Raw genomic sequence first — 26,027 nt, 5'->3', positions numbered from 1 at the left:
GGCCGATCGCGCCCATGAAGATGTTCCGGCGCGGGGCGCATCGCTCCCGCCGTCCTGCCGACACCCTCGCACGGATCGCGCCTGTCGCCCGTGCGCTGGGTGTCACGCGGCTTGCCGATGTGACCGGCCTGGATCGCATCGGCATCCCCGTATTCCAGGCGGTCCGTCCCCTGTCACTGTCGCTGTCCGTGTCGCAGGGCAAGGGCGCCACGCCCGATGCCGCGCGCGTCTCCGCGCTGATGGAAGCGATCGAACTGCATCATGCTGAAACCTGTTCCGCCAGCAGTCATGGCGTGGCGGATGCCGGAGAGGCCCAGCTCTGGAGCCAGATGGCGCGGGCCGACCAGCAGGGCGCTTCCTTCGATCCGGTCCGACCACGCGGCTGGGTCGAGGCGATCGACCTGCTGAGCGGCCGGCCCATGCGGATACCCCATGGGCTGGTGACGATGGATTTCACCGTGCCGGCCGAACCCGATCTGTGGCCCAACAGCAATGGGCTGGCATCCGGCAACACTCCGGCCGAGGCGCGATGTTCGGCGCTGTGCGAACTGATCGAGCGTGAGGATCATGCCCGCTGGCTGGAACAGGGGCTGCGCGCGCGCCGGGCAAGCGCGATCGATCTGGACAGCGTGACCGACCGGCTGGGCCGCAGCCTGATCGCGCGGGTGCGGCGTGCGGGCCTGTCGCTATCCTTGTGGGACATGACTGGTTCGATCGGCGCGGCGGTGATCGGCTGCGCCATCACGGAACGCGGCGCCGCCCGCAGCGTACAATTGCCGCCGGCAATGGGGGCGGGATGCCATCTCGATGCCGGCGTCGCACTCGCCCGCGCCATTTGCGAGGCGGCGCAGACCCGCGCCGCGCTGATCGCCGGCGCGCGCGACGATATCGATCCGGCGCGCTATCGCGATGCCGGGCAGCAGCGGCAGGGCTTCCTGCTGGCGATGCTCGATTTCGCGCCGGCAACCCGGCCCTGGTCGGCGGTCCCCTCCGTTGCCCATGACGGGGCGGAAGATGATCTGGCCTGGCTGCTCGATCGCTGTGCGATGGTGGGGGCAGGGCCGGTCGCCTGTCATGACCTGACCCGGCCCGACCTCGGCATCGATGTGGTGAAGCTGCTGGTGCCGGCCTTTGGCGATCATGACCGGCCATCGCGCACAGGCACGATGCAGGCGGCGATGGAGCCGGCATGAGCCTGCATGCGATCGTCTTTGCCGGGCCGAGCCTGGGCGGTTCCACGATGGCCTTGCCCGATGGCGTCGCGTTGCGCGGACCGGCGCGGCGCGGCGACGTGCTGCGCGCCGCGATCGAACGACCGGCCGCGATCGGCCTGATCGACGGACTGTTCGAAACCACGCCGTCGGTCTGGCACAAGGAAATCATCCAGGTGATGGCCGATGGGATCGCCGTCTACGGTGCGGCCAGCCTGGGCGCATTGCGCGCGGCGGAACTGGCGCCGTTCGGCATGATCGGCATCGGCGCGATCGCGCAGGCTTACAGGACAGGGCAGATCGAGCGGGACGATGCGGTGATGGTCAGCCATGCGCCGGCGGAATTGGGACATCGCGCGATGACGCTGGCGCTGGTCGATGCCGAGCATGCGATCGCGCAGGTGGAGATGGCGGCAGATGACCGTGCGCTTCTGCTGCGGCTGGCGCGGCGGATGAGTTTCCGCGATCGCAGCTGGGCGCTGATCGGCGACGCCTTCCGGCAGGCGACCGGGCGCGACCTGCCACCGATCGATCAGTGGCTTAGCCTCAAGCGCAAGGATGCGGAGCTGTTGCTGTGGACGATTGCGGGCCCGGTGGTCGCGCCGCGTGTCGCGCCGCCGCCGCAAAGCTTCTTCCTGCGCAGCCTGCGCGCGGAGATCAGCGCGGCGTGATGCGCAATCCGGCCTGTTCCAGCCCGGTCAGGAACAGGCTGCGTTCGGCCGGCCCCTGCAGCGGCAGGAACTGGATCATGGTGTCGACCAGATCGGCGTCGCGGGCAGGGGCATCGCCCCGCCACAGGCTGGCGAAACGCTCGCGCAGCTCGTCGATCACCGGCGCGGCCCGCTTTGCGCCGCCCAGCATGCCCAGATTGGCGCCCCGCACCGCCAGATAATGGATCGATCGATTGCGGCCGATCTCGAACTGGGTTTCCGCCGCCTCATGCTCGCCCGACAGGGCGTAGAGCACTGCGAGATCGGAAAAATATTCGTCCGACGGGAAGGGGTTCAGCTCGAACGCGCGGGCGATCAGGCGCTGCGCTTCCTTCATCTCGCCCAGATGGACGAGGCCGAAGCCGATCTCGTTGATGCCATCGGCGTGAAAGGGCGTCAGGTCGAGCGCGGTCATGAAGCCCTGCATCGCCTGCTTCATGTCGCCGCGGCGCAAATAGCACCAGGCCAGGCGCGACTGCACGCCGCCATGGGTGGGTTCCAGCGCGACCGCGCGGGTGCAGAGATCGAAGGCGCGGGCGCGCAGCGGCGCGGCGTCATGGTCCGCCATCAATTGCATGAAATCGGTGTTGTAGAGGCGCGCTAGTTGCAGATAGGCGTTGGTCAGGCGCGGCTCCAGCAGGATCGCGCGCTCCAGCAGGTTGGCACCTTCCTGCACCTCGACCAGGCTGGCGGCGGCCAATATCTTGGCACGGGCGGTGAAATAGAGCGGATAGGCGTCCGACCCGCTGGGCACGCGTCCTTCCATCAGCTTGCCGACATCGCGTTCGACCACCGGCAGGATGGCGCCGGCGATCCGGGCGACCAGATCGTCGATCGCGGCGAGCAATTCGCCCTGGCGCACGGTCAACTGGCGCGTCCAGACCAGGAAGCCGCTGTCGATCCGCGTCATGCGCAGGTTGATGCGCCAGCCATCGCCGTCGGCGCGAACCGACCCGTCCAGCGCATAGCTGGCGATCGATGCGGGGGCGGCCGCCTTCATCCGCTCGGCTGATGGCGCGTCGACCGACAGGATGCGCAGGTCGCGCATGCCGCCCAGGGCGGTCTGCAGATCGTCATGGCAGATACTGGTGAGCAGGGCGCCGTCCGGGCCGCCATCCCCGATCAGGCTGAACGGGGCGATCACCAGGATCGGCGGCTCGACATTGGCCTGCGGGATGGTGGCGACAGCGGGCACGGCGGCCGCGCGCGGGGCGGCGCCGATCACCGATCCGACCGTCGTCAGTTCGCGCAGCAGCCTTTCGGTGTCGGGCGACACGCGGGCATCCAGATCGCGTTGCAGCCCGGTCTCCAACTGGCGATAGCGGCGGTGGAGCGCGACATGGTCGCCGGCCTTCTGGTCGAGCGCCATGCCGAGCCGGGCGATCCGTTCATCGCCGGTGTCGAGCCGCTGCAACTGGGTCAGGATCGCACGGCGCAGGTCGAGCAGATCGTCCTGGCTATTGCGCTCGACGGCGTGCAGCACATCCTGGACGATGCGCTCGCGCCAGCGCTGCCGCTCGATCATCAGCCAGTCGTCGAAGCTACGATCCAGCCCCTCCAGCCCATCCAGTATCGCGCTGCCCGCGCCATCTAGGATACGGGCCAGTCCGGCCAGGTCGTTGGCGGCGGCGCAGGCCAGTATCTCGCCCAGGTCGCTGGAAAAGCCGCCCTCCGCCAGATGCAGGTCGCGCCGTTCGATTTGGATGAGCGGGGCGGCCGGATGCGCGCGCAGGTCGGTCAGCGCCTGGCGCAGGCTGGCGCGGGCCTGCACCTCGCCCCGGTCGCTCCATAGAAGGCCGACCAGCCGGTCGCGACTGGCGCGGCGGTCGGGCTCCAGCGCAAGATGGGCGAGCAGGGCACAGGCCTTGCGGCTGCGCGGGCTATGGTCGCGTCCGTCCGCCTCGTCGATCAGGCGGAAATCGCCGAGCAATTGAAAGCGAAACCGAAGCTCGCCAGCCGCTGTCACCATCATGCCCTTTATTGCTGGCGGCCTGCAGTGCCGGGCCGCCGATCGATCCGCCCTAACACAGCTTGCTGAACAGGGCGACGGTCCGTTTAGGCTGCGTCACGATCCAGGGCCATAGCCAATTCAGCGGTCGAACAGCTTGATCTCCGCCAGCCGGATCGCCTTGCCCTGGGGCTGGCGCATCAGCACCCGCCACTGGCGCGCGGCGCGGCCCGCAAAGCGCAGGTCGGTCACGCCATTGGCGAGTGGCGCGCCCTTTGGTGTCGCGACATCGCGCCACTGGCCATCGACCATGGCCTGCAGGCGATAGGATTGCGGCACGGCAAACTGCTTGCCGTCGGCGAAGAACGCGAGTTCGGCGCGGCCGATGGATACTGGCTTGCCCAGGTCAACGGCATACCATTGGTTGGCTTGGCCGGGGGCGGAAGACCAGCCATTGGGCAGTTCGGGGAAGAACCAGGTGCGGCCGTCGATCGCGTCATGGACATTTTCAGGATCGCTGTTGCTGGATGCGCTGCCCATCGGGAGCTGGCTGCGCACCAGTTGCACGGCGCGGTTGATCGGCCGGGCGACCGGCGCATTGGCGACGCGCGCCACCGGCAGTTCGATCCGGCCCAGCGTTTCGCGCCGGGCGACTTCCTTGCCGTCGACCTCGACTGACAGGCCCTTGCCCCGGCCATAATGGCTGCCGTCCGCGTCCCAGGTCACGGCGATGCGATGGCCATGATAGGGCACGTCCTGCGCCCGGAACCAGGCCAGCGCCTGCGGATCGCCGGCGTCGGGCAGCAGCGGGTTCACCTCCAGCACGTCGTCGGCGCGGGGGCGGATGCCGACCAGACCGCCCAGGATCAGGTCATTATAGCCCGAATGGAAATAATGATGGCTGCGGTCCAGGCCGACGATCGGCTTGCCGGTTTCGGGATGATAATCCTCCTCCAGATCGAGCCGGTCGCCCTGATAGTGGAGCGCGGTATATTGGCGCAGCAGGCGCATATAGTCGCTGCGGGTCACCGGGCCCTGCTGGGCATGATGATCGAGCAGATTGGCCATGGCGATCAGCACCTGAGTCGTCTGATAGGGCCAGATCGGGCCGTTCCACTGGCATTCGGGCGCGTCGCCCAGATAGCGATATTGCCGCATATAATATTCGTAATTGGCCTCGACCGTGCGCATGCCCGCCTTGCCGGCGAGCGAGGCGGGGTCGAGCAGATGCGCCCAGGCGCCGGCATATTTCGCCTCGTCCGGGACCAGATCGAACATCCAGGGGAGGTAGCCGACCAGTTCGCGGTTGCGGATCGGATCCCAATATTTGACGTGCGGATTCTTGCGGCTCTGGTGCCGGTCGATGAAATGGCCGAGCTTCTCGCTCCACAGGTCGGCCAGGACATGATCCTTCAGCGCCTGCGCGCGGGCCTCATATTCCTGCGCCATGGCGGTGTCGCCGGCCATGGTCGCCATCTTCGCCAGCGCGCGGGCATTGGCATACATGTAGCTGTTGACCGAGGGGCGGAAGGCGTCGCCGCCACGGAACCCGTCCTTGCCGCCCGACGCGTCGATCGAGGAGACGGTATATTCGGTGGCGTCGAGCAAGGGTTCTACGAAATAGAGCCCCTTGTCGAAGTCGAACTTCTCGTCCCACAGGCGATAGATGTGGCGCATCACCGGCAGATGTTCGAGCACGCCCGCCTTGTCGCCATCGATCAGGTACCGGCCCCAGACCGAGTCCGCCATATAGTCGGTGAAGTGGCGGTCATTGCCGCCGCGATACATGAAGCGGATATAATCGTCGGCAAAGCGCCGGTCGTTCAGCCAGCGTCCTTCGGCCAGATGAAAACCAGTCGCGTCGTTGAGGCTGGCATAGGGATGGCGCTGCCAGTCGACATCGTCGAAAAATTCGGTGGTGATATAGCCTTCTTCGCCCAGGTCGCGCTGATGGCCGCGAAAGATCTGCCAGCGATAATAATAGACGGCGTCGATCTTCGGGTCGGCGGATTCGAAGAAGGGGATGCGATCCTGATACCAGGGCGCGTCATTGCCGAAGCGCTGCACCGCGATCGCATGGGTATCGAGGTCGGCGGAGTGGGGAGGGGGAGAGGCGGCGCCCATGCCGATCATGGCAGCCCCTGCCAGCAGAAGCATCCTCATCGCGTGCATCGTCCGTCTCCCTGTATCCTGAAACAAATATGGCGGCCGTTCCGGGGAGTTGGAGAGGTTTCCCGGAACGACCGCCATGAAAATGGGGCGCAGCGAGGAGACGCCACGCCCCATCGGGCACTTATTTGAAGGTGTAACGGACACCCAGCGCAAAGGTGCGCGACAACAGGGTGGTGCCCAGGTTGAACTGATCCGGGCCGCCGACATCTTCGAACTTATAGTAGGTCTGCTGCTTCGACTTGGTGAGGTTCACCGCGTCGAAGGTCACACCCAGGCGATCATTGACGTTCCAAGTCAGCTGGAAGTCCAGGCTTTCCTCGGGATTGCGCCACACGCCGATCGGGTTGGCGAACAGGCGTGCCTCGTTGTTGGCGAGGAATTCCTTGCGCCAGATATAGGACAGGCGCGCGCCGATCGGGCCGTTGTCGTAGGCCAGGGTGGCGTTGTAGCTGAGGTCAGACACGCCGAAGAAGGACGAGCTTGCCTGACCGGTCACTTCGCCGGCCGAATTGGTGAGCGGGATATTCTGCTTGGAGTCGAGGACCGTGACGCTGCCCACGAAGCCCAGGCCGTTGAGCGGGCCAGGCAGATAGTTGGGGAAATAGGTCAGGCCCAGTTCCAGCCCCTTGAGCACGCCGTCCGACGCATTGACCGGGCGGGTGATGGCGAAATAGTCCGTTGCGCCGGCTTCGATGCCGTTGTTCGGGATATATTCCATGACGGTCAGCGGAACGACCAGGCCGCTGATCTCGCGGCGGAAGCCCGTCAGCGTGATCGCGCTGTTGCGTTCGAAATACCATTCCAGCGCCAGGTCGAAATTTTTCGAATGGGTCGGCGCCAGGCTGGCCGTGCCGGCGCTGCCGCTGCCATAGCCGACATTAGTGAGGTCACCGGTCAGGTTATAGTTCGGATTGATATCGCCGAAATTGGGACGACGCAGCGTTTCGCCATAGTTGAAGCGCAGGCGCAGATTGTCGAAGATTTCGTAGCGGGCGGTGAAGCTGGGCAGCCACTTGTCCGAGCCCTGCGACACGCCAGTATGCGCGCCACCATTATAGCGGTCGAAGAAGTTGTAGTCGGTGTCGACCGTCACGTAGCGAACACCAGCCTGCAGCTTGAGCGGACGGCCGAAGATCGAGACCTCGCCATCGGCCTGCACATACATGGCGATGGTGCTTTCATCGATGTCGAAGGTCTTCTGCAGCGACAACTGGTCCGAGGTCGGCAGGCCATAGAGGCCACGCACTAGATCTGCATTGTCATGCAGCCAATAGCCGTTGGCGAGCGTCCAACTGGACGGCACGTCGGCGCGGCCCTGGTAGAAGTCCTTGTTGGTGAAGGCGGCGCCTTCGCCCAGATCGGCCAGGGTGGTCGCCACCAGCGGTGCGCCACGATCCTGCGTGCGCACGGCGTTCGATGCCTTGCGCTGGTCGATACGAATGCCAGCCTTCAGCTGGCGGATGAAGCCTTCGTCCCAGGTGTAATAGCCATCGAGCGTGCCGGTGATGGCGCTGCCCTTGTCGCGGTTGGCATTGTCGTACATCTGCACGACGTTCCAGATGCTGGGGTCGTTCAGCAGGCTGTCGTCACTGAAGTGGTAGGAGGGGATGCCGCCACCAGCGTTGAAATCGACGTCGATCGAGCTGGCGACGCGGTCGGTGCGCATCGCGATGAAGGACGACTTCACCTTGCTGGTCTGGTAGGCGAGGTCGCCGACGATCTTGCCGCGATCGCCCAGATCCCACTTGCCGTTCAGGGCATAGACGAAGCTGTCGGTCTTCGACTTGTTGAAGTCGCCGCTGTTGAAGCCATAGACGTCGGCCACGCCGGTGCGCGACTTGACGATGTTGGTGCCTTCATAGGTTTCGACGGTGCCGGGGTTACCCCACCAGTCGACGAAGCTGAACTGCAGGCTGTTGAAGGTTTCGCCGCGATAGCCGGCATAGAAGACTTCGGCGGTGTAGACCGAGCTGCTGTTCGGTGCCCACTGCAGGGCGACGTTGAAGGACGGGCGCTCGCGCTTGCCATAGAGGTCGGAGCTGAACACGGCGTCGCGCGACAGGAGATAGGGAACCTGCGCGCCGTTGATGTCGAGCGTCGAGCCGGCGGCGGTGGGCAGACCGCGGTCTAGGCCGGGCTGCCAGTTCACATTGTCCGGGCCGGGGAAGATGCGTTCCAGACGCGAGAAGCCGTTGCCGGCTTCGGCGGCGAACGGCACCAGCGCGCCGGCCGTGACGGTCTGGTCGCGATATTTGGTGCGGGTGTAGCTGCCGTTCACCAGAATGCCGATGTCGCCGATGCCGGTTTCCCAGCGATCGCTGACCAGCAGTGCGACGTTCGGATTATAGGTGTCGGCCTGCTCGTTATAGATGCCGCGGGCCAGGCCCGAAATGGCGAAGCCGTCGAAATCGAACGGGCGACGGGTCTGGACGTCGACCTGACCGGCAAGGCCGGTTTCGATCTGGTCGGCAGAGCGGGTCTTGTAGACGTCGACGCGGTTGACGAGGTTGGCCGAGATATCCTGCAGCGAGAAGGACTGGCCGGCAGCGGTGAAGATGTTGCGACCGTTGAGGGTGGTCAGCGCGTCGGGCAGGCCGCGGATCGAGATGCCGGCAGCTTCGCCGCCAGCGCGGTTGGTGACCTGGATGCCGGTCACGCGCTGCAGCGCTTCGATGACGTTATTGTCCGGCAACTTGCCGACATCTTCCGAGACGATCGAGTCGACGATCTGGGTCGAGTTCTTGCGGACGTTCAGCGCGCCGACGATCGATGCGCGCACGCCGGTGACGACGATATCTTCGGTCGGTGCTTCCTGAGTAACGGTCTGCGGAGCGACGTCGGTCTGCGCGAAGGCGGCGCCCGACAGGGTCAGCGCGACAAGCGACGCAGAACAGAGTGCGATCGGCCGGATAGCCATTTTCAAGTCCTCCCCAAGGGGCTGGCCCGTTGCCATGCCCACGAATTACTCGGACTAATTATTTCCACATGCTGAGAAGCGCAAGTGAAATATTGGGTCGGGGTTGCGCTACGTGGCACCCATGTTGCAAATTTGCCGCAGCGATTCTTGCCCGGTTTTTCGGGCGTTTCAGGCCATAAAAAGCCGAAAGGCCATGGGCTTGCGCGGCTTTTGGCGGCGCGAGCCCATGGCCCTATTTGTCAGACTCGGCGAGTCGCGCTCAGTCGGCGTACCATTGCGTGCGCGGGTCCTTGCTGCGCGCGAGGCCGATGCGCCCGTCGATTGCGGCGAGATGCTTGCCGGCGACGGCGATGGTCGCAAAGCGCACCGTTCCCTGGGCCGCATCCTCGAACCGGACGAACTGGCTACGCAGCGCGAAATCGGCACTGCGATCATCCTTCATCAGGCTGACCGTGCCGTCCTTCGCCGCGACCAGATAATGATCGGGCAGCAGGATGGGGGAGAGCATCACGCTCTTCGCGCCGGCGCGGCCGGGCGACTGGCGGAACTGGGTCTGGGCGAGCGCGGGATTGCCCGCGATCAGCTCCGTGCCCTGATGGGCCAGCAGCGCCTTGGGATCGGCAGCCGAGACGAACCGTTCGGGCATGGCGCCGTTGCCTACGGGCACGCCGAAGTCCGGTGTGCCGTCGGCCTGGAAATAGAGGCGCTGGACGCGGGTGTGACGGTCCGGGTTGAACAGCGGGTCGCCCTGGATCGCCTCATAGTCGCGGCCATGATAGACGAGGATGTCGCGGCCCTTCTCGTCCACGGTGAAGCTGTTGTGGCCGGGGCCATAGACGCTGGTTTCGGTGCAGGTCTTGAACACCGGCTGGGGGGACTTGGTCCAGCTCTTGGGATCGAGCAGGTCGGCATTTTCGTCCGCGGTCAGCATGCCCAGGCAATAGCGCGCGTCGGTGGCGCTGGCCGAATAGGTCATGAACAGGCGGCCATTGCGATGCAGGACGGCGGGGGCTTCGGCCACCTTGTAGCCGCGCACTTCCCAGTCGAGCGTGGGCACGGTCAGGCGGGTCGCCTTGCCGGCCAGCTTCAGCGGCGATTCGAGCTTGGCGATGTAAAGGTTGCTGTTGGTGTTGATGCCCGGTTCCTTCTGGGCCCAGGCGAAATAGCGCACGCCCTTGTGGACGAAGCTGGTGGAATCGAGGTTGAAACTGTCCCAGGGGGCCTGGAACTCACCCAGCACGCTCCATTTGCCGGTCATCGGATCGGCGCCGTCGCACACCACGGCATAGGTGCGGATGCGGAACACGTCGTCGCCACCGCCGCTCGGGCCGGCGGCGAAATACATATACCATTTGCCGTCGATCTGGTGGAGTTCGGGCGCCCAGATGAAGCCGGAGCGCGGGCCGCTTGCCTCATGGCGCCACAGCACCGCTTCCTCGGCCGTGGCGAGACCGGCCAGCGTCTTGGAGCGGCGCAGCACCAGACGGTCATATTCGGGCACCGATCCGGTCATGTAATAATAGCCGTCATCGTGCAGGAAGACCTGCGCGTCGGCGCGCTGCTTGACCAGCGGATTGACCGGAACCGGGGCGGCAACGGCCGGAGCGGCGGCACCGGCGCGGGCGGCGATCGGCGCGGCCGACAAGGCGGCGGTGCTGGCAAGGAAGCCACGGCGGGACAGGGCGAAATTCATTCTTCTCTCTCCTGATGCCGCGGCGGGACGCGGCGATAGTCAGACAATTGGATCAATAATCGGCTTGCGGCCAGCCGTCAGCCCCCCAGCGCACCGGGGCGATGCGCAGGGTCGGGGCGCCGTTCGCCTGTTTGTCATAGGCATGGTAGATGACATAGTCCTTGCCATCGCGATCATGCAGCCAGCCGGCATGGCCGGGGCCGCGGAAGCGCTGCTTTTCCTGCAGGTCGGCGCGCAGGAAGATGCTGCCGCCGCCTTCCATCAGCGGGCTGCCGTCCTTGCCCAGATAGGGGCCAGTGATGTCCTTGGAGCGGCCCATCACGGTGTAATAGGTGCTGTTCACGCCCTTGCAGCAATAGTCATAGCTGACCATCAGCCAATAATAGCCGCCATGGTCGACGATGAAGGGCGCTTCCACCGGCGCCGGGCCGCCGGCGGGGGCCGGGCGACGCGCGATCGAATAGGGCGTGGCCTCGGGATCCTTGGGCTTGCCGGTCCTGGGATCCAGCTCGAACAGCTTGATCCCGGTCCAGAAGCTGCCCAGGCTCAGCCAGTGGCGACCATCGCGGTCGATGATGAAATTGGGATCGATCGCGTTATAATCATCCTCCCTGGTCGACATGACGACCAGCCCCTCGTCGCGCCAGCCGAAATTCTTCGCCTTGGGGTCCAGCGTCGGGCTGGTGGCAAGGCCGATGGCCGAGCGGTTCGAGCCGAAGGTCGAAACCGAATAATAGAGGCGGTAGCGGCCGTTCACGAAGCTGATGTCGGGCGCCCACATGCCGTTGCTGCCGGGGATCGCCTGCTTGGCCCAGTCGGGCAGGGCGGTGAAGACGGGCTTGCCGGCGGTCCAGTGGACAAGGTCGGGCGAGGTCCGCGTCTCGATCAGCCGGTCGCCATGGCCGGTGCTGAAGACATGATAGGTGCTGCCTTCGCGAATGATGACCGGGTCATGGGTGGGGACGAGGTCGCCGGTCAGGCGATCGTTGAGCGTGGTCGCGGGCTGCTCGGTTGGCGCTTGCGCGATCGCGCTGCCGGCCAGCAGGGCAAGGCTTGCCAAGGTGATGATGGTCTGCCGCATCTGCCGGCCTCTCCCCAAATTATCGGAAACGAAAAATGGGTGGGCAGCCCCGAGGAGCCGCCCACCCAGTTGGCGAAAAGCCTTATTGCAGTTCGAGCACGACCACCGACTTGGGCGGCAGTGCGACGGTCAGCGTGCCGCCGCTGACCTGTGCGCCGGTGAAGGCGACGGGCTTGACGGTTTCGGGCGCGTCGAACGTGTTGTGCGAATTGATCGCCGACGCCGTCAGGATACGACCGGTGACGCCGCTGGCGCTCAGGCCATCGAGCTTCACGGTGACGGTGTTGGTCTGGTTCGGGTCGAGGTTCGACAGGCCGACATGGACCTTGCCGTCCTTGCCCTTGACCGCCGAGCCGCTGACCGCCGGCATGGTGTACTGATCCTTCGCATACCAGGGGGTCTGGATGTCGATCGGCAGCACGGTGGCGTCCTGCCAGGGCTTGTACATCTCGAAGACATGATAGGTGGGCGTCAGCACCATCTTCTTGCCGTCGGTCAGGATCATCGCCTGCAGCACGTTCACCATCTGCGCGATCGCGGTCATGCGGACGCGGTCGGCATGCTTGGCGAAGATGTCGAGATGGATCGAGGCGATCAGCGCGTCGCGCAGCGTGTTCTGCTGGCGCAGGAAGCCGGGATGCGTGCCCGGATCCTGGGCATACCAGCTGCCCCATTCGTCGACCGCCAGGAAGACGCGCTTCTTGGGATCGTATTTGTCCATGATCGCGCTGTGCTTGGTGATCAGTTCGTCCATGTGCATCGCGCCGTTGAGCGCGTCGGCCCAGCCATTTTCGTCGAAGTCGACGGCGGGCGCGCGCGGCGGCCATCCACCGGCGGGGTGGACATAATAATGGAGCGAGACGCCATCGAGCTTGTCGCCCGCGACGCGCATCATGGTTTCGGTCCAGTTATAGTCGTCGACATTGGCGCCGGCGGCGACCTTCATAATCTTGGTGCCGGCAGGCGCCTTGACGAAGGTGGCGTAGCGACGGGTTTCGTCGGCGGCGAATTCGGGGCGCATGTTGCCACCGCAGCCCCACAGCTCGTTGCCGATGCCGAAATAGGGAACGGCCCAGGGTTCCTTATGCCCGTTCTTGGCGCGCAGTTCGGCAAGGCTGCCGGCGGGCGCGGTCATATATTCGACCCATTCGGCCATTTCCTGCGGCGTGCCATTGCCGACATTGCCGGCGATATAGGCTTCGGCGCCGACCTGGCGCAGCAGCTCGAAAAATTCGTGGGTGCCGACGGTGTTGGGTTCGGTCACGCCGCCCCAATGGGTGTTGACCTTGACCGGGCGGTCCTTCTTGGGGCCGATGCCTTCACGCCAGTGATATTCGTCGGCGAAGCAGCCGCCGGGCCAGCGGATCACCGGCACCGCTAGGTTGCGCAGCGCGGCGACCACGTCGTTGCGGAAACCGTTGGTGTTGGGGATGGACTTGTCGTTGCCGACCCACAGGCCGCCATAGATGCCATTGCCCAGATGTTCGGCAAACTGGGTGAAGACGCGCTTGTCATAGACGGCGCCGGGCTGGTCGGCGTGGATCGTTGCCGTGGTCGGCTTGCCGCCGGTCTGGGCATGCGCGGCCGGCGCGAGCGCGGTGGCGCACAGCAGCAGCGCAGCCGTGGTACGGCGCAGGGCTTTCAACATTCCTCTCTCCTCTCGAATGTCAGTCGTGAAATGCGTCGGTGGTTTCCCGCTTGCCGCGCAGGAAGGCGTCGGCAACCAGGCGCAGCGGGTCGGTGTCGACATCGCTGCGGCCGCCGCGGATCAATGTGGCGAAGCGGCTGTAAAGGCCGGCATATTCGATATCCTCGCCATGCTCGGTGCCGCTGGGCAGCGACAGCACGGCGCCGCCATGGCTGAGCTTCAAGGGGCCGGCATCGGTCTCGACGATGATGTCCCAGCTTTGCGGGCCGGTCTGGCGCCAGTCGAGATCCATGTGGATCTCGGCGCCGGCGGTGTCGCGGAACAGCATGTCGGCGGCGATCGGCGCTGCGCGGTTTTCCGGCAGCACCAGGGTCGCGTCCTTCAGGAAGAAGGGACGCGGCAGGATATGGGTTGCGATCGACAGGGCGTTGATGCCGGGGTCGAACACGCCGAGGCCGCCGGGCTGCCAGATCCAGGCCTGGCCCGGATGCCAGACGCGGACATCCTCACGCCAGATGATCGACACCTTGTCGATCCGCCGTTCGGCGAGCCAGGCGCGGGCCGGAGCGACGCCGGCGGCAAAGCGCGAATGCCAGGCAGCGAACAGGCTGGCCCCGACCTTGTCGGCACGGGCGCTGAGCGCGGCCACTTCGGCCAGGGTCGCGCCGGGCGGCTTTTCCAGGAAGACATGGATGCCCTTGGCCAGGGCCTGCGCCGCCAGGTCGTAACGGACCTGGGGCGGGGTGCAGAGCGCGACCGCATCGACGGCCGGCCCCTGTTCCAGCAATTCGTCCAGGCTGGCATGGTGCGGCACGCCGTCCAGCCCGGCATCATGCGGGCTGACCGTCGCGGCAAGACTGAACGCGCTGTTCCCACGGATGGCGGGGACATGCTGGTCGCGTGCAATCTTGCCGATGCCGATGATCGCGATGCGGATCGGGTCCATCGCTTCAGAGCGCCTGTACGGTCACTTCGACAGGTTCGGCGCGCTTGAGCGCATTGCGCACCGGCAGGGTGAAGGGCGCGGCGATGATTTCGAACACGTCGCCTTCCTGCGTCTGCACGCCGTCGCTGAAGGACAGGGTGGCGGTGCCGAAGAAATGGACATGGACGTCGCCGGGTCGGCGGAACAGGTCATATTTGAAATGATGATGTTCCAGGTTGGCGAAGCTGTGCGACATATTGCCTTCGCCCGACAGGAACGGCTTTTCCCAGATGGTCTGGCCGTCGCGCAGGATGCGGCTGGTGCCCTCGATATGCTCGGGCGGGGTGCCGACCAGCAGTTCCGGGCCGAGCGAGGCCTGGCGCAGCTTGGAGTGGGCAAGCCACAGATAATTGTGGCGCTCGGTCACATGGTCGCTGAACTCGTTGGCGAGCGCGAGGCCGAGGCGATAGGGCATGCCGTCGGGGCCGATGATGTAGATGCCGGCGATTTCCGGTTCCTCACCACCATCCTTGGCAAAGGCGGGCATGGTCAGCGGATCGGTCGGGCCGACGAGCTGCGAGCCGTCACCCTTGTAGAACCATTCGGGCTGCTGGCCGGTCTGGCCGGCGGCGGGCTTGCCGCCCTCCAGCCCTTCCAGGAACATGCGCATCGAATCGGTCTGCTTTTCGGCAGCGGCCGCTTCGCGGTGCATCTTGTCGCGACCTTCGGCCGAGCCAAGATGGGTGAGGCCGGTGCCGGTCAGCTGGATATGGGCGCCATCCTCATGGTCGATCGGGGCGAGCAGTTCGCCGGCCTCGAAAGCGACACCGATGTTGACAGCATCACCCTTGCCTGCGGCGGCGACCGCTTCGGCCAGGCTGATCTTGCGGTCGATGGCATGCAGCGCGAGCGCGCGGATGCTGTCGAAACCGGGAACGAAATGGGCGGTTTCACCTTCGGCCGCGATCACGGACCGGACGCCGTTTTCGGCGCGGTGCTGCAACAGACGCAATGTCATGAAAAACTCTCCTCCCGCGCGCCGATCCATGGCGCTGGTATTGGCTAGACAATCCCGCTTTGCGCCAAGCTGGCGCGCTGCCTGGAAAGGTCGGGCAATCAGCCGAATGGCGGCCGCCTTTTCCCTTTCCATCCCTTAATTACTCCGACATATTACAGGAAGATGGTAATGGCAATGATTGTCTTTTAAGAAGAGCCATGCCTGATGAGGGGCAGGCCGAGAGGAGCGTGAATGGAACAGGGGAAGCCGCCCGGAAATGGGGCAGGGGCGGACAATGGCGGAGGGGCGGCCAAGCCGACGCGTGGCCCCGGTCGCCGGCTGCATGGCGCGATCGCACACAAGCTGGGCATGGCGATCTTGTCCGGCCAATATCAGCCCGGCGACACGCTGTCGGGCGAAGTCGCCTTTGCCGAGGAACTGGAAGTATCGCGCAGCGCCTATCGCGAGGCGATCCAGGTGCTGACCGCCAAGGGGCTGGTGGAAAGCCGGCCCAAGGCGGGCACCCGCGTGCTGCCGCGCAATCGCTGGAACCTGCTGGACCCCGAAGTGCTGGCCTGGGCCTTTGCCGGCGAACCCGACATCCAGTTCGTGCGCGACCTGTTCGAGCTGCGCGCCATCGTCGAGCCGGCAGCGGCACGGCTGGCGGCGATGCGGCGCGACAAGGAGGATCTGCGCATCATGAAGGATGCGCTGACCGCGATGCGCCGCCATACGCTGGCGACCGAGGCAGGGCGCGCGGCCGACCGCGATTTCCACAATGCGATCCTGAACGCGACGCGCAATGATGCCTTGCTGACGCTGACTGCCAGCATCGGCGCGGCGGTCAACTGGACCACCCAGTTCAAGCAGCGCGCCCGCGCCCTGCCGCGCAACCCGATTCCCGATCATGTGCGCGTCTATGATGCGATCGCGGCCGGCGATCCGGTCGCGGCGGCCGAGGCGATGGGCGTGCTGGTCGACCTGGCGCTGGAGGACACGGCCAGCACGATGGGGCGCTGAGGGGGAAGCGCCGTAGGCGCCTAACAAAACAACCCAAAGAAAAAGGCCGGGGTGGATCACCACCCCGGCCTTTTCTGTTTGGGTCCAAGCCTGACGCTTAGTGCAGTTCCGGCTCCGGCAGCGCCTGCGTCGTCTTCGATCCCCACAGGGCGTAGAAGAGGACATAGAGTTCGCAGGCGGCGGTCAGCAGGAAGCTGGTCTGCAGGCCATAATGGTCGGCCATCCAGCCCTGCACCACGATCAGTGCGCCACCGGCAATCGCCATCACCAGCAGGCCCGAACCTTCTTCGGTCAGCGGGCCAAGGCCCTTGATGCCCAGGGTGAAGATGGTCGGGAACATGATCGAGTGGAACAGGCCGACCAGGATCAGCGACCACATGGCGACCGGGCCGGTGGTGAAGACGGTGACCATCATCACGATGAAGGCGCCGACCGAGAAGGCGGCGAGGACATGGCCCGCGTCGAACTTCTGCATGATCGCCGAACCGGCGAAGCGGCCGACCATCATGCCGCCCCACAGCAGCGACAGATAATTGCCGGCCTGCTCATGGGTCAGGTTGGCGATGGTGGGCTGGCTGACGAAATTGACGAACAGGTTGGCGACGCCGATTTCCGCGATCAGATAGATGAAGATCGCCGGGATGCCGAACACCAGGTTGCGGTGCGACCAGAGCGAATGCTTCTTGCGCTCTTCCTTGGCGAGGCGCGAGGTTGCGCTGCCCATGGCGGGCAGGGGGAAGCGGGCGATGACGAAGGCCAGCACCACCAGCACGATCGCGACCAGCACATAAGGCAGGATCACCGACTGGGCGTCGGCCAGGCGTTCGGCCTGGGTCAGGACGACTTCACCCTGCGCCGTGCCGGCCTTCGACCGGCCGAGGATCAGATAGGCGCCGAACATCGGGGCCAGCATCGTGCCGGCGGAGTTCATCGCCTGCACCAGGTTGAGGCGCGACGAGGCTGTTTCCGGCTTGCCGACGACCGCGACATAGGGGTTGGCGGCGACCTGCAGCAGGGTGATGCCGCTGGCGATCACGAACAGCATGACCAGGGTCACGCCATAGGAGGGGATGGAGGCGGCGACCGTCATGCCTAGCGCGCCGGCGGCCATGATCAGCAGGCCGATCACCAGCGACTTCTGATAGCCGACCCGCTCGATCAGCTTGGCCGAGGGAATCGAGGCGACGAAATAGGCGATGAACCAGACCGATTCGATCAAGGTCGTCTGGGTATAGCTCAACTCGAACACGCTGCGCAGATGCGGCAGCAGCGTGTTGTTGATGACGGTGATGAAGCCCCACATGAAGAAGAGGCTGGCCAGCAGCGCGAGCGCGGGCCCATAACGCGTGCCGGGGTTATGCGTTGCGACCGGCGCAGCGCCTGAGGAAATCGGTCCTGCCATTCATCCTTCTCCAGTGCAGTTCCACTAGCTGACGAGACCGATCTAGGGTTGCGTCCGCTTATTTTGTCGGAGTATATCCCCCGTAACCGCCCGTCAATGGGCGTAGGTTTCACGAGAGGAAGTCCATGCGAAAGGTCGTCGATTTGAAAACAGCGCTGTCATACGCACTGGCCCTGTCGCTCGCAAGCGGCACGGCGATGGCGGCGGATGCCAGCCGCGCGCCGGCCGGCAAGCTGGCGGACGGCACCGCGATCGAGACGATCACGCTGAGCAACAGCCATGGCGTGTCGGCCAAGATCCTGAGCTATGGCGCGACGCTCCAGTCGCTGTCCGGCCCGGACAAGGACGGCAAGAGCGCCGACGTGCTGCTGGGCTATGACGATCTGGCCGGCTATGTCGACCATCCCAACTTCTTCGGCGTGACCGTGGGCCGCTATGCCAATCGCATCGCCGGCGGCAAGTTCAGCCTTGATGGCAAGGCCTATCAGCTGCCGCTCAACGACAAGGTCAATTCGCTGCATGGCGGCGGCAAGGGCTTCGACAAGCAGGTGTGGAAGGTCGTGTCGGTCAAGAGTGGCCCGATCGCGACGCTGGTGCTGTCGCTGGTCAGCCCCGATGGCGATTCGGGCTATCCAGGCAAGCTGGACGTCACCGTCACCTACACGCTGGACGAGAGCGGCAATCTGGGCATCGCGTTTGACGCGAAGACCGACAAGCCGACCATCGTCAACATGACCAACCATGCGATCTTCGACCTGGGCGGCGAAGGCTCGACCGACGGCGCGCTGGGCCATGTGCTGACGATTCCGGCCAAGGCCTATACCCCGGTCGATGCCAATCTGATCCCGACCGGCGAACTGAAGCCGGTGGAAGGTGGCGTGTTCGACTTCCGCAACGGTCGCCGCGTCGCCGACGGCATCCGCGATGGCCATGATGCACAGATCATCGCGGGCCGCGGCTATGACCATAATTTCGCGCTCGATAAGGGGCTGACCAAGACGCCGGGCCTGGCCGCGCGTCTGGAAGATCCGGCATCGGGCCGCGTGCTCGAAGTGCTGACCACCGAGCCGGGCGTGCAATTCTATACCGGCAATTTCCTGGACGGCACCTTCATCGGCAAGAACAGCCATGTGTATCGCATGGGCGACGGCATCGCGCTGGAACCGCAGAAATTCCCCGACTCGCCCAATCAGCCGAGCTTCGTTTCGGCGCGGGTCGATCCGGGCAAGCCCTATCATCATCAGATGGTCTATCGCCTGTCGGTGAAGCGCTGACATGACCGCCTGGCGCAAGATCGAACGCGGCGAGATCCGCGACACGCTGGGGGAGGGGACGCTCTGGTCCGCCCGTGAAAATGCGGTCTATTGGGTCGATATCCTGGCCCCGGCGCTCAACCGGCTGTCGCTCGACGATGGCCAGGTGTCGCGCTGGGCCATGCCCGAACCGCTTGGCTGGGTGGCCGAGCGGGCGCGGGGCGGCTTCATCGGCGGTTTCCAGAGCGGCTTTGCCAGCTTCACGCTGGACCCGCTGGCGATCACGCCGATCCATGATCCCGAACCGCATCTGCCCGGCAATCGCATGAACGATGGCAAGGCGGACAAGGATGGCCGCATCTGGTGCGGCACGATGGACATGGCTGAAGGGCAGGATGTCGGCGCGCTCTATCGCCTCGATCCCGATGGTTCGGTCACGGTGATGGACGATGGCTATCGCGTGCCCAACGGCCCGGCCTTCTCGGCCTGCGGCGAGTATCTCTATCATAGCGATACCGGCCGCCGGATCATGTATCGCTTCCGCCGCGGCGCGGATGGCGCGATTCACGATCGCCAGCCCTTCATCACCTTCACCGAAGCCGATGGCCATCCCGACGGCATGACGGTGGATGCCGACGGCTATTTGTGGGTAGCCCATTGGGGCGGTTCGCGGATCAGCCGCTTTTCGCCCGAGGGTAAGCTCGATCGGGCGATCGAATTGCCAGCCAAGCAAGTGACCAACATCACCTTCGCCGGTCCCGACCTCGACCGCATGTTTGTCAGCTCGGCCGCGATCGGTCTGCCCGAATCCGACTATGACGGCGCCTTTTTCGAGGTGGAATGCGGCGTGAAGGGCCTGCCGACCAATCTCTACGCCGGCTGATACAAGCCGACCGACAGAAATAAGCCGCCGGCCTGCAAGGGCTTGGCGGCTTTTTTCATGTCCTGCGACGAGCCGTGGCAAATCGCTGTTGCAACCCCTGCGGCTACGCGCTAATGCGCAGGACAACGTTGTCACTCCCCTCTCCAAAAGGGTGGCAATGCTTCATCCCGGTCGATGGCCGGCGACTGCACGCGCTACGCTGTCGGCCGGGATGTGCCTTTCCCCTGAAATCGCTGGAAAATCGGGCGCCGCTCAGGCGGGGCGGCGCAGGCGCAATGTCGCGCGCAGGCCAGGGGCGGCATCACCCAGCAGCAGCGCGCCATGATGGAGCCGCGCCACGGCCTCGACCAGCGACAGGCCCAGTCCCGATCCGGGCTTGGTGCGCGACGGGTCGAGTCGGCCGAAGCGTTTCATCGCCGCCTCATGCTGGTCGGCGGGAATGCCCGGCCCATTGTCGCTGACGCTGATGGTCAGCGCGTCGCCATCCATCGCGGCTTCAAGCGCGATACGATCGCCGCCCTCGGCATATTTCAGCGCATTCTCGATCAGATTGGCGATCGCCTGGCTAACCAGTTCGCGGTGGAGCGGGAAGGTGAGACCGACGGGCGCCGCGACATGGAGGGTGAAGCCGCTATCCTCGATCAGCGGGCCATAGACTTCGGCCAGATCCTCCAGCAGTTCGGCGATCGTCGTGTCGCGCATCCGGTCGCTGCCGAAACCGGCCTCGGTGCGGCTGATGAGCAGGGCGGTCGAGAGCATCCCCTGCAGCGTCTGCGCCTCGCGATGGACCTTTTCCAGCGCGTCGAGCGCCTGGTCGTCGCGGGTCTGGGTGCTGGCCTGTTCGACCACCGAGAGCAGGCGGGTGACGGGGGATTTGAGGTCATGGGCCAAGCCATCGGTCATCATCCGCAACTGGCTGACCAGCGCGTCGATCCGTTCCAGCATGGCGTTGATCGACAGGCCCAGCCGATCGAAGGCGTCGCCGCTGCCGTCGGTGGCGACCCGGCGATGGAAGGCGCCGACGGCGACCGCATTGGCGGTGTCGGCGATCGCGGAAATCTGGCGCGTCAGCACCCGGCCGAGCAGGATCGCGATGATGAGGGTGAGCAGCAGGCTCATCAGGAAGGCGATGGTCAGCGCCTCCTCATAGATGCGGGTCAGTTGCAGGCTGTGGGACGTGACGATGCCGGCGAGCAGGCGGCCGCCATCGGGCAGGCGGGATGTGCTGACGCCGATCGGCTCGGGCTGCTCTCCGCCGATGCGGTACAACTCGATCGTGCGCCAGGGGGTATTGTCGGGAATTGTCGTCGGCCAGGCGCCCAGATTGCCGGCGACGATCCGGCCCTGCGCATCGGTCAGCAACAGCACGATGCGTTCGCTGCGCACGGTTGGCAGGCGCCGTTCGATATCCTGCCGCAGCCCGGCCGCCCCACGCTCCCGCGCGACCCGCAGCAATTCGTCGCGCAGGTCATGGACGGCATCGCGGTCGGCGGCGACGACGGTGCGCTGGCTTGCCTGCTGCACGAACAGCAGCACGCCGCCGGTCACCAGGAACTGGCAGAGGAAGGCGAGCCCGACGAAACGGCCGATGGTCGACCGGGCAAAGCCGCGCCAGCCGGCCGCAGCCCCGGCCCGCGCCCCAGCCTCAGCCATCGAGGCCCAGGCGATAGCCCATGCCACGCACCGTATGCAGCAGCGGCCGGTCCGATCCATCGTCCAGCTTGCGGCGCAGGCGGCTGATATGCACGTCGATCACATTGGTGCCGGGGTCGAAATGATAGTCCCACACGCCCTCCAGCAACATGGTGCGGGTGACGACCTGGTCGGGGTGGCGCAGGAAGAATTCGAGCAGGCGAAATTCGCGCGGTTGCAGGTCGATCGCCTTGCCGGCGCGCTTCACCCGGCGGGCAAGCAGGTCCATGTCGAGATCGTCATAGCGCAGGCTGGTGACGACCGCGGCATTGCCGCCGGCCTTGCGCAGCAGCAATTGCACGCGCGCGAGCAGTTCGGCAAAGGCGAAGGGCTTGGTCAGATAATCGTCGGAGCCGCTGGTGAGGCCTTCGACCCGATCCTCGGGCGTGCCGAGCGCGGAGAGGAAGATGACCGGGGTTTCGATGCTGGCGGCACGCAGCGCCTTCAGCATCGCCATGCCATCCATCGCCGGCATCATCCGGTCGAGGATGATCGCGCCATAGCTGCCGTCGCTGGCGAGGAACAGGCCGTCACGGCCATTATCGGCCTGATCGACGGTAAAGCCCGCCTCGGTCATGCCCTTGACGATATAGGCGGCGGTGGCGGCATCATCCTCCACCACCAGAATCTTGTGGCTCATGCGCGCGGCCCCCTAATCTGGCGAACGGTCGAGCGCCACCATGCGGACGGCATCCTGATGCCGCAAGCCCAATATGAGATGGGCGTTGCCATGCTGGCTGAGATAGGCATTGGCCTGGTCCAGCGAGGCGATCGGCGTGCCGTCGATACGGATGAGGTCGTCGCCCACGGCGATGCCGGCGCGGGCCGCCGGGCCGCTCGATTCCATGCTGGTGACGACCAGGCCGGTGCCGGCCGGCTCGGCATTTTCCAGCGTCAGCCCCGGCAGCAATTGGGCGCTGGCGCCCGACACGGAGCCATGATCCTCCGCATCGCGGCGGACATGCAGGAAGAAGGCGCCGCTCATCAACGCCGCACACAGCGCCAGGCCGATCAGCAGGCGGCTGGTTGCGGTCTTGTCTATGCGCGGGGCCTCCATGTTCCTGGCCATGTCCTGAGCTGTCTTTGCGGGTAGAATGGGCGAGGCGGGGGTGCGTGTCATGTTACACTTTGTTCATGCCTGGGGCCGCCGCAGCCGGCGCGACCGAGACACGGCCCGACCGCTCCAGCTTGCCCCATCCCACGACCCAGCCGCCAATGGCCGATGCGATCGCGCGGACGACCACCCAATACATGATCTGACGATAGACGAAGCGCTGGGCAACCAGCAGATGGGCGGGGTAGCGCACCTTGTTGCCGTCGAGCCGATAGGCCATCCAACCACAGGCGATGTCGATGCCGGTGAAGACCAGCCAGTAGAGCGCCATGGTCGCGACGTCGCCGCTGGTCTGGGCCCAGCCATGCTGCTGCACGCGCAGGATCGTCCCGGCGATCGACAGCAGCAGCGCCAGATCGATCAGCGGCGAAATGGCGGCGAAGGCGATCTGGAACAGCCAGGCTTGGGGCATCCCTACAAGCGCAAGGCCGGTCGGCTTGCGGCTGCGCAGGATGGCGGCATGTTTCCACAGGCATTGCAGCGTGCCGAACGCCCAGCGATAGCGCTGCTTCGACAGCGCCTTGAAGCTTTCGGGCGCCTCGGTCCAGGCGATCGCTTCGGGATCGAAGGTGACGCGCCAGCCGGCGCGCTGGATCGCGATGGTCAGATCCTGATCCTCGGCCAGCGTGTCTTCGGGATAGCCGCCCACGGCATCCAGCGCCGCCCGGCGCCAGGCACCGACGGCGCCGGGCACCACCGTCATGGCGTCGAAGCCGGCGAGCGCGCGCCGCTCCAGATTCTGCGCAGTAATATATTCCAGCGCCTGCCAGCGGGTGACGAGATTGACCCGGTTGCCGACACGGGCGTCGCCGGCCACCGCGCCGATGGCGGGATCGGCAAACCAGCGCGCCAGCCGCGCGATCGTCAGCGGCTCGAACTGGGTGTCGGCGTCGAGCGCGATCAATATCTCGCCGGTCGCCTCCACCAGGGCGCGGTTGAGGGCCGCCGCCTTGCCGCCATTCTGCAAGGTCAGCAGGGTGACGCGCGGATCGTCGGCAAAGGCGCGGGCGACGATGGCGCTGGTCTCGTCCTTCGACCCGTCGTCGGCGACGATTAGTTGCAAGGCGGGATAGTCGCTGGCCAGCACGCGGCGCACCGACGCCTCGATCACCCGCGCCTCATTATAGGCGGGAATGATGACCGAGACGGTCGGCTGATAGACGGGCGGGGCCGGGCGGTCGCGCCGGCTCTGGAACCAGGCGAGGAAGGTCATCAGCAGCGCGCGGGCAATGCCGAGCGAGATGGCGACATAGAAGATCCAGCCGAGCAGGGCAGAGATGACGGCGAGCGTGATGAACATGCCGACATCGACGCGCACGGCGGTCAGGTCGCCGGCACGGACCGGCGGCATTGCTGCTTCGCGCGACAGGCCGGCAAGGCGCGACACCGGTACGAAGCGATAGCCTTCCTTCTGCAGGGTGGTGATGATCTGCGGCAGGGCGGCGACCGTCTGTGACCGTTCGCCGCCACCGTCGTGCAGCAGGATGATATTCCCGGACCGTTCGGCATCGGCGGCATGGACCTGGTCGATCACCTGGCGGACGATCGTATCGGTGCCGGGCCGCTGCCAGTCATTGGGATCGACGTGCAGGCCGACGACGGTATAGCCCGCCTTCTGCGCGGCCAGTGCCGGACCCAGTTCGTCCGCCGTGGTCGGTTCGGCGTCGCCGAAATAGGGCGCGCGGAACAGCTTCATGCTGCGCCCGGTATAGGCCTGGACCAGCCGCTGGGTGGCGTTGAGTTCCAGCCGGGTGCTCTCGTCCGACCAGGTGGCAAGGTTGGGATGGCTGTAGCTATGGTTGCCGATCTCGTCGCCGTCGGCGACGATCCGCTGCAACAGGCCGGGATGCTCCAGCGCATTTTCGCCGATGACGAAGAAGGTGCCGGGCACATGATGCTGTTCCAGCACCGACAGGATCTTGGGCGTCCAGGTCGCGTCCGGGCCGTCATCGAAGGTCAGCGCCAGCATCTTGGCCTGGCCGCCGCCGGTCCGCCGCACCTGATAGGGGGTGGGCAGGACATGATAGGTTTCGCGCAGGATCGTCCCCTGCGGGCCGAAGGCGATCGAGCGGCTGCCGTCGGTTGGCGTGGCGGTGATGCGCAATATCTCGCCCGATCCCTCGACATCGGTGTCGAGCTTGCTCGCGACCTGACGCAGGTCGGGCCGGCTGCCGTTGCGGAAGGCGGTGAGATCGGACCAGATGCCCGGATCCTCGCTGCCCAGCCGCCACAGCGCCACGCCCTGGATGCCGAGGCGACGGAGCGCCTGCAACTCGTTCCAGCTGGCGGCGGCATCAAGCATCCAGACCTGATGGCGATGGCCGTCATCATCATAGGCGAAGCCGGCATTGCCGCTGGCGGGGTCGAAGCTGACCGGGGCGTCGCTGTCATGGGCGGCGAGCCAGGCCTCGTCCAGCGACAGGGCGTCGGCGCCGCCATCATGCCAGTCATAGGCATAGCTGCCCAAGGCGACGATGATGCGATCGCGGCCGACGCGGCGGCTGGCATCCTCGACCGCGCGGGCGAACCAGTCCTGCGCGGCGATCGGGCCGGGGGTGCCGCCCTGCCAATGCTGGTCATAGGCCATGAAGATGACATGGTCGGCAATTTGGCCGAGGCGGGCGAGCGGCCATTCCTCGCCAGCGGGGGCGGTCACCGCCAGCTTGGCGCGGGCGGGCAGGTCGCTGCGCAACTGGCGCAGGAAATGGAGATAGGCGGGCAGCGCGCCGGACGGCAGCGATTCAAAGTCCATCACCAGCCCGGCATCATGATGCGCCGCGACCGAGGCGGCGAGCCGCTGGGCGAGCTGGCGGCTGGCGGCAGGATTGGCGAGCAGGCGGGCGGTGCCGGCCCCGTTCCAGCCATGGGCGTCGAGATTCTGGACCATCGGCAGCAGCTTGGGCGGTCGGCCCATGCTGGCGATCATCTGGTCCAGGCGCGGGTCGGCATGGAATTGGGGCGTGGGGTCGCTGCCCGGCACGGTTACGAGGGCGGGCACGACCCAGTCGAGCTGACCGACATGACGGCGCAGCGAGGCGATGCTGCTTTCGTCATCGGGGACATAGAAGCCGACATTGAGCGGACGGGCCTGTGCGACATGGCCGGGCCAGCGCGGCAGCCATTTGGACAGGTCATGGCGCAGCCGCGACATGCCGGTCAGATGCGCGGCGCGTGGCTGGGGCAAAGGCAGCGCCAGATCGCCTTCCGACGGAACGGCGATCAGCGTCGTCGCAAAGGCAATGGTGGCGGCGATGATGGCGCACAGCAGGGCGGCGAGGGCGCGCCGCGCCCAGATGCCGCGCCGGCCGGTGGGATCGAAGAAAATGGGTCTGGTCATGGCCTGTGGTCCGCGCGTCGCTAC

18 protein-coding genes are annotated in these 26,027 nt (G+C 65.8%); 5 read left to right on the top strand and 13 right to left on the bottom strand.

The genetic code is table 11. The features are described 5' to 3' along the window. The first annotated feature begins 14 nt into the window (after positions 1-14). Positions 15-1,193: a YcaO-like family protein gene (locus tag VHN57_RS16520; protein WP_278985466.1), complete on the top strand. Its 1,179-nt coding sequence runs from the start codon at positions 15-17 to the stop codon at positions 1,191-1,193. Beyond that, complete coding sequence (locus VHN57_RS16515) at positions 1,190-1,882, top strand: TfuA-like protein (RefSeq protein ID WP_423284591.1); 693 nt, start codon at positions 1,190-1,192, stop codon at positions 1,880-1,882. Before VHN57_RS16520 ends, VHN57_RS16515 begins: the two co-directional genes overlap by 4 nt. Here VHN57_RS16515 and VHN57_RS16510 read toward each other — a convergent pair. The 8 genes from VHN57_RS16510 to araD1 form a co-directional block, all read right to left on the bottom strand. Next, entirely contained in the window at positions 1,869-3,893 is a 2,025-nt protein-coding gene (locus tag VHN57_RS16510) for a trifolitoxin synthesis, TfuA (protein ID WP_423284589.1), read from the bottom strand. The genes VHN57_RS16515 and VHN57_RS16510 overlap by 14 nt on opposite strands. A gap of 117 nt (positions 3,894-4,010) precedes the next feature. After that, the gene (locus VHN57_RS16505; RefSeq protein ID WP_423284587.1) at positions 4,011-6,041 is read right to left on the bottom strand and encodes an MGH1-like glycoside hydrolase domain-containing protein; all 2,031 of its coding nucleotides are present in this window, start codon (positions 6,039-6,041) and stop codon (positions 4,011-4,013) included. Positions 6,042-6,162: 121 nt separating this feature from the next. Next, positions 6,163-8,958, bottom strand: coding sequence for a TonB-dependent receptor (locus VHN57_RS16500; protein WP_278985878.1), 2,796 nt, complete (start codon positions 8,956-8,958; stop codon positions 6,163-6,165). 259 nt (positions 8,959-9,217) lie between these two features. Next, positions 9,218-10,651, bottom strand: coding sequence for a glycoside hydrolase family 43 protein (locus VHN57_RS16495; RefSeq protein WP_278985876.1), 1,434 nt, complete (start codon positions 10,649-10,651; stop codon positions 9,218-9,220). Positions 10,652-10,703: 52 nt separating this feature from the next. Further along, positions 10,704-11,732 (bottom strand): arabinan endo-1,5-alpha-L-arabinosidase, encoded by a 1,029-nt coding sequence (locus tag VHN57_RS16490; protein WP_278985874.1) that lies wholly within the window; start codon positions 11,730-11,732, stop codon positions 10,704-10,706. A gap of 82 nt (positions 11,733-11,814) precedes the next feature. Next, positions 11,815-13,380 (bottom strand): alpha-N-arabinofuranosidase, encoded by a 1,566-nt coding sequence (locus VHN57_RS16485; protein WP_278985871.1) that lies wholly within the window; start codon positions 13,378-13,380, stop codon positions 11,815-11,817. A 19-nt stretch (positions 13,381-13,399) separates the two neighbouring features. Next, complete coding sequence (locus VHN57_RS16480; RefSeq protein WP_004208497.1) at positions 13,400-14,326, bottom strand: Gfo/Idh/MocA family protein; 927 nt, start codon at positions 14,324-14,326, stop codon at positions 13,400-13,402. 4 nt (positions 14,327-14,330) lie between these two features. After that, entirely contained in the window at positions 14,331-15,323 is a 993-nt protein-coding gene (araD1, locus tag VHN57_RS16475) for an AraD1 family protein (RefSeq protein ID WP_037508429.1), read from the bottom strand. Positions 15,324-15,554: 231 nt separating this feature from the next. Here araD1 and VHN57_RS16470 point away from each other — a divergent pair, with 231 nt between their 5' ends. Beyond that, entirely contained in the window at positions 15,555-16,322 is a 768-nt protein-coding gene (locus VHN57_RS16470) for a FadR/GntR family transcriptional regulator (RefSeq protein WP_010338088.1), read from the top strand. A 97-nt stretch (positions 16,323-16,419) separates the two neighbouring features. Here the strand turns inward: VHN57_RS16470 and VHN57_RS16465 are convergent, their stop codons facing one another. Continuing rightward, entirely contained in the window at positions 16,420-17,724 is a 1,305-nt protein-coding gene (locus tag VHN57_RS16465; RefSeq protein ID WP_423284581.1) for a sugar MFS transporter, read from the bottom strand. Positions 17,725-17,849: 125 nt separating this feature from the next. Here VHN57_RS16465 and VHN57_RS16460 point away from each other — a divergent pair, with 125 nt between their 5' ends. Together VHN57_RS16460 and VHN57_RS16455 are read left to right on the top strand one after the other, a co-directional pair. Next, positions 17,850-18,998, top strand: coding sequence for an aldose epimerase family protein (locus VHN57_RS16460; protein WP_278985867.1), 1,149 nt, complete (start codon positions 17,850-17,852; stop codon positions 18,996-18,998). 1 nt (position 18,999) lies between these two features. Further along, complete coding sequence (locus VHN57_RS16455; RefSeq protein ID WP_313393988.1) at positions 19,000-19,860, top strand: SMP-30/gluconolactonase/LRE family protein; 861 nt, start codon at positions 19,000-19,002, stop codon at positions 19,858-19,860. Between the two features lie 252 nt (positions 19,861-20,112). On the opposite strand, the gene VHN57_RS16450 is transcribed toward VHN57_RS16455, so the two are convergent. The 4 genes from VHN57_RS16450 to VHN57_RS16435 are packed head-to-tail and all read right to left on the bottom strand — an operon-like array spanning position 20,113 to position 26,003. After that, positions 20,113-21,513, bottom strand: coding sequence for a sensor histidine kinase (locus tag VHN57_RS16450; protein ID WP_278988022.1), 1,401 nt, complete (start codon positions 21,511-21,513; stop codon positions 20,113-20,115). Next, positions 21,506-22,192 (bottom strand): winged helix-turn-helix domain-containing protein, encoded by a 687-nt coding sequence (locus VHN57_RS16445; protein WP_037508266.1) that lies wholly within the window; start codon positions 22,190-22,192, stop codon positions 21,506-21,508. The genes VHN57_RS16450 and VHN57_RS16445 overlap by 8 nt, the downstream gene beginning before the upstream one ends. 12 nt (positions 22,193-22,204) lie before the next feature. After that, positions 22,205-22,621 carry a PDZ domain-containing protein gene (locus VHN57_RS16440; protein WP_230588519.1) on the bottom strand — a complete coding sequence of 139 codons (417 nt, stop codon included), beginning with the start codon at positions 22,619-22,621 and terminating at the stop codon, positions 22,205-22,207. A gap of 52 nt (positions 22,622-22,673) precedes the next feature. Then, positions 22,674-26,003, bottom strand: coding sequence for a glycosyltransferase (locus VHN57_RS16435; RefSeq protein WP_423284577.1), 3,330 nt, complete (start codon positions 26,001-26,003; stop codon positions 22,674-22,676). Positions 26,004-26,027: the final 24 nt, after the last annotated feature.

This window comes from Sphingobium salicis subsp. salicis (assembly GCF_049472635.1).
Lineage (GTDB): Bacteria > Pseudomonadota > Alphaproteobacteria > Sphingomonadales > Sphingomonadaceae > Sphingobium > Sphingobium yanoikuyae_A.
Note: the sequence above shows the minus strand (reverse complement) of the source record. Positions and strands in the feature narration are given on the sequence as shown.

Coding starts and splice junctions, on each gene's coding strand:
- VHN57_RS16520 (WP_278985466.1), top strand. CDS start 15: ATGAAGATGTTCCGGCGCGGGGCGCATCGCTCCCGCCGTCCTGCCGAC.
- VHN57_RS16515 (WP_423284591.1), top strand. CDS start 1,190: ATGAGCCTGCATGCGATCGTCTTTGCCGGGCCGAGCCTGGGCGGTTCC.
- VHN57_RS16510 (WP_423284589.1), bottom strand. CDS start 3,893: ATGATGGTGACAGCGGCTGGCGAGCTTCGGTTTCGCTTTCAATTGCTC.
- VHN57_RS16505 (WP_423284587.1), bottom strand. CDS start 6,041: ATGCACGCGATGAGGATGCTTCTGCTGGCAGGGGCTGCCATGATCGGC.
- VHN57_RS16500 (WP_278985878.1), bottom strand. CDS start 8,958: ATGGCTATCCGGCCGATCGCACTCTGTTCTGCGTCGCTTGTCGCGCTG.
- VHN57_RS16495 (WP_278985876.1), bottom strand. CDS start 10,651: ATGAATTTCGCCCTGTCCCGCCGTGGCTTCCTTGCCAGCACCGCCGCC.
- VHN57_RS16490 (WP_278985874.1), bottom strand. CDS start 11,732: ATGCGGCAGACCATCATCACCTTGGCAAGCCTTGCCCTGCTGGCCGGC.
- VHN57_RS16485 (WP_278985871.1), bottom strand. CDS start 13,380: ATGTTGAAAGCCCTGCGCCGTACCACGGCTGCGCTGCTGCTGTGCGCC.
- VHN57_RS16480 (WP_004208497.1), bottom strand. CDS start 14,326: ATGGACCCGATCCGCATCGCGATCATCGGCATCGGCAAGATTGCACGC.
- araD1 (WP_037508429.1), bottom strand. CDS start 15,323: ATGACATTGCGTCTGTTGCAGCACCGCGCCGAAAACGGCGTCCGGTCC.
- VHN57_RS16470 (WP_010338088.1), top strand. CDS start 15,555: ATGGAACAGGGGAAGCCGCCCGGAAATGGGGCAGGGGCGGACAATGGC.
- VHN57_RS16465 (WP_423284581.1), bottom strand. CDS start 17,724: ATGGCAGGACCGATTTCCTCAGGCGCTGCGCCGGTCGCAACGCATAAC.
- VHN57_RS16460 (WP_278985867.1), top strand. CDS start 17,850: ATGCGAAAGGTCGTCGATTTGAAAACAGCGCTGTCATACGCACTGGCC.
- VHN57_RS16455 (WP_313393988.1), top strand. CDS start 19,000: ATGACCGCCTGGCGCAAGATCGAACGCGGCGAGATCCGCGACACGCTG.
- VHN57_RS16450 (WP_278988022.1), bottom strand. CDS start 21,513: ATGGCTGAGGCTGGGGCGCGGGCCGGGGCTGCGGCCGGCTGGCGCGGC.
- VHN57_RS16445 (WP_037508266.1), bottom strand. CDS start 22,192: ATGAGCCACAAGATTCTGGTGGTGGAGGATGATGCCGCCACCGCCGCC.
- VHN57_RS16440 (WP_230588519.1), bottom strand. CDS start 22,621: ATGGCCAGGAACATGGAGGCCCCGCGCATAGACAAGACCGCAACCAGC.
- VHN57_RS16435 (WP_423284577.1), bottom strand. CDS start 26,003: ATGACCAGACCCATTTTCTTCGATCCCACCGGCCGGCGCGGCATCTGG.